This is a genomic window from Streptomyces sp. NPDC048415, assembly GCF_040651675.1.
Classification (GTDB): domain Bacteria; phylum Actinomycetota; class Actinomycetes; order Streptomycetales; family Streptomycetaceae; genus Streptomyces.
Genome location: NZ_JBEZKJ010000204.1, coordinates 1 through 3,416, shown reverse-complemented (window position 1 = coordinate 3,416; position 3,416 = coordinate 1). Strand labels below are relative to the sequence as shown.

The window sequence follows — 3,416 nt, the reverse complement described above, 5'->3', positions numbered from 1 at the left end:
GTTGGCAGTAGAACGGAGTTGAGTGACAGCGTCCCCAACAAGTCCTCATTCACGCGGGCACGCAGGCGCTTGGGGCCGCTGGTCTTGGAAACCATTTTCGGAGTCGCCGCAGGGGGCTGGCGGAAGCGTCGACCCCCGATCAGGCTCCAGGGTGCTGGTACGCCTGCTGTGCCTGCCCGTATGCCTCACCACCGGGAGCGCCTGCGGCTTGTGCCTGCGACTGCTCGGCCCACTCCTTGGGCACCTCCTGCTCCATGCCGCAGAACGTGCACTGAATCGCAAATTTCGTCGAGATGGGGAACAGCGGCACGAAGAACAGCGTGAACTTGGTGACGTACTTCGTGACCGTATGCGCGGCAGGGTTGCCGCAGTGACGACACGTCAGCAGGAGTATCGCGAGCTGGTACAGGTATACGCTGGTGCCGAAGATGATCATAAGTAGAGTCCTTGAAAGTGGGGCGGAGGAGGCTGGGGTGAGGCGGCGGGCGTCCGCTCGTCCGCTCTCTGTGGCGTGTGGTGATTCCATTACGCCCTGGGTGGAGGGTCTGGGTCATGGCCCGGAATCTCGTGGCTTGACAAAGCCGTGACGAAGACCGGCGCAGGCCGTTCGGGGCCGGGTGACCGGAGCGGTTGCGGTATGGGGCAGCCGCAGTTCTCGGCGGGTAGCGCCGGATGCCGATCACTGTCTGCGTCAACGAACCTTGATCATGTGCTGTCGAATTTGACGGCCGCGAGTTCGCCATCGAAGTTTGATCACGCCTGGTCAGAGGCTGGGCAAGGAGTACGCGACGCCGGAGGGCGGCCTCCCCGAGTTGACGGGCCGGCCGCCGAGCCCGACGCCCGTGCGGCGCCAGATCCTCTGTGACCAGGGGTTATGTCCATTAATCTTCGATGGCACGCGATCAAGGTTCGGTGGCACAGGACACTGATGTCCCGTGCCATTGCTGCTTGAGCGCGTGTGATCGATCTTTGCCCTCACGCATGGGCAGACCTGACCCCGTTCGGTTGAACTGGACCGCCAGCAGGGTGATGGAGACGCCCGTGCGGATAGAGCGGTAGGTGTCCGCTCACTCAGCTACCTGAAGGACCGCACATGCCGCAGATGCCACCGATCGGTGCGGAGATCCCCTGCTCCGTGCTCGCGATCGGCAGCACCATCGAGTACCAGAACGAGACGATCACCTGCGACCTCCGGGGAGGTGTCAAGCACCGGGTCGACGTCGACCCGGACGACCCGACCAACAGCGTCCGCCTGCGCACGGTCGGCTTCAAGGTGACCGCGGAGTCGGACGCGGGACTGATCACCTTCGAGCAGAACGACGTCGACGTGGACGCCAAGAGCATCCTGCGGCAGACACAGGAGTCCCCGCCCAAGTACCTGCACCGCGACGTCCAGGCGTTCACCATCGCTTTCCAAGACCGCGGTGACGCGGTGGTGCTGGTGACGAGAGAACCCATGGTCTGCGAGGCCGAGTTCGCCCAGTTCCCGCCCCGGGGTGATATCTACAAGCTCACCAAGCCGGTCGACCTCGTTGATCCGGACAACCCTGACCAGGTGGTCGGCCGCCTGACCGCCTTCACCTCGAAACGTGGCGGTCTGTAGACGCCCCACCCCAGAGCCTCCGGACCGGCCCGGAGGCTCTGCACGTCAAGCTTCGGTCACATGCTCACGGTTCGGCGTCGCAGGACATCTGATCGTTGCCGGATCCCAGCGGTAGAACCGGCTGAAGGTGACCACGGCCCGCCATTCCGGTTCGTAGAACCGCGGCTCCACCCATGCGACGGCGCGGCCGTCCGGCCCCCTGTAGTGGCATCGCAGCTCGCCCTCGTGCCAGCGGCCGCCGGCGCGTACCTCGACTTTGCGGCGTGGCCAGTAGGTGACCGGCTTGCCTTCGAAGCAGTCGAGCATCCCGCGTCCCGCGATCACCGCGTCGCCGTTCTGCGGCTCGTCGGCAAGGATGACCGCGTCCGCGAGAGCGGGGCGGGCAGCGATGCGACACCACAGGGCGGCCCATTCTGTCTGGGTGGGGGACGATGGGTTGCAGCGCGGCAGCGCGGGCAACCGCCCGCTGTGGGAGCTCCTGCGAGCCCTCCCTCCTCTCCGAAAGCCATCTGCTCCGTCCTGAGGGCCTGGCGCCCTATGGACGCCAGCAGAGAAGCGGGGTCCGTCGGCGACGGGCCCCGCTTCTGGAGAACTCCGCCATCGCCACTCCCCCTCGCCGACGTCCTTGCCGCCCACGTCATCCAGGCACGCCACCGCTCACATGCCGACCTGCCCGGCGGCTACCGGCTGGGTCTGCGCAGCCAGGAAGCCTCGCGCCCGCTGATCGCCACCTTGTTCACAGCGTCGCCCACCGGCCCCGCGCGGCTCTGCATCGCTCGCTCCTCCCTGGGCACCGCCATACCGCAACGCCCACCCGCCTTGGGAGGCCGTCTCCCGGCTGCTCACTTTCGGCATCCACGTCCAACGGCACGGCCAGCCGGGCTGTTCGGGTTCGGACCCTCGGAAACGCGGAGAGCCCACCGTTGGGGTGCCGCTACCAGCGGCCGATCACGGCTTCCGCGACACGTCGGCTTCGGCCCGCGAGAGCGGGATCAGCCGTGTGCGGAAATGAACCCCCAGAGCCCAAGATCGGCGCCGATCGGCACCCGCGGCTGGCGCGACGGCGGTGACCTGCGGTCTCTGGGTGAGTCTCGGTGGAGGTTGTTTTGTCCAGGGATGGAAGGCGTATCCTGCGCCGGGTGACCGACCTCGTTGCAGTGGATACAGCCCAGGAGAATGCCCTCGACAGGGATCTTGCGGCGGTTGCCGACGCCTTCGATCTCGGTGAGATCACCGAGTCTCCGCAGTATCTGGCGGACGGCCTGATGAACCGCAACTGGCGCATCGGCACCGGCCGGGGCCGCTTCGCGGTGAAGCAGGTCCTCGACGTGCCGCTGGAGGCGGCCCGCCGCAATCTGGGGACGCTGTCCGCGCTGGCCGCGGACGGCATCCCGGTGTGCACTCCGCTGATCAGCACCAGCGGCGACACCGTGGCCGAGGTCGAAGACCGCGGCTACTGCGTCATCGAGTGGGTGGACGGCGCCCACGTACGCGGCAGCGACCTCCCCCTGGACCAGGCTGCCCTCCTGGGCGAACAGCTCGGCCACATCCACCAGGCCCTGGCCGCGAACTCCCCCGCCCCGGTCCCCGCCGCCCCGCCGGCGGCAAAGGTCACCCCGGTGGCGAAGGCCCTGGAGGCGGCTAACCGCTACCTGGCCACCGTCACCGCTCTGGATGCCCCCTCCGCGTTCGACCACGCGGTCGCCGAGGCGATGGAACAGCGTAAGCAGCTGCTCGGGAAGTACGGCGACCTCCACCCTGCGGGTGAGGCGCCGGCAGGTCCGTACGGCTGGACGCACGGCGACTTCCAGTA

The 3,416-nt window shown here is 67.4% G+C and carries 4 protein-coding genes; 2 read left to right on the top strand and 2 right to left on the bottom strand.

Annotated elements, in window-relative coordinates; all coding sequences use genetic code 11:
* Positions 1-139 precede the first annotated feature (139 nt).
* Positions 140-436: a zinc-ribbon domain-containing protein gene (locus AB0D27_RS45210; RefSeq protein ID WP_362521449.1), complete on the bottom strand. Its 297-nt coding sequence runs from the start codon at positions 434-436 to the stop codon at positions 140-142.
* A gap of 657 nt (positions 437-1,093) precedes the next feature.
* Here AB0D27_RS45210 and AB0D27_RS45205 point away from each other — a divergent pair.
* Positions 1,094-1,603, top strand: coding sequence for a hypothetical protein (locus tag AB0D27_RS45205; RefSeq protein ID WP_362521447.1), 510 nt, complete (start codon positions 1,094-1,096; stop codon positions 1,601-1,603).
* Between the two features lie 45 nt (positions 1,604-1,648).
* On the opposite strand, the gene AB0D27_RS45200 is transcribed toward AB0D27_RS45205, so the two are convergent.
* On the bottom strand, positions 1,649-2,062 hold the full coding sequence (locus AB0D27_RS45200; RefSeq protein WP_362521444.1) for a hypothetical protein: 414 nt from the start codon (positions 2,060-2,062) through the stop codon (positions 1,649-1,651).
* Positions 2,063-2,742: 680 nt separating this feature from the next.
* Between AB0D27_RS45200 and AB0D27_RS45195 the strand changes: the two genes are divergently transcribed.
* The coding region (locus tag AB0D27_RS45195) for a phosphotransferase (RefSeq protein ID WP_362521441.1) at positions 2,743-3,416 on the top strand (674 nt) is incomplete at its 3' end.

Coding starts and splice junctions, on each gene's coding strand:
- AB0D27_RS45210 (WP_362521449.1), bottom strand. CDS start 436: ATGATCATCTTCGGCACCAGCGTATACCTGTACCAGCTCGCGATACTC.
- AB0D27_RS45205 (WP_362521447.1), top strand. CDS start 1,094: ATGCCGCAGATGCCACCGATCGGTGCGGAGATCCCCTGCTCCGTGCTC.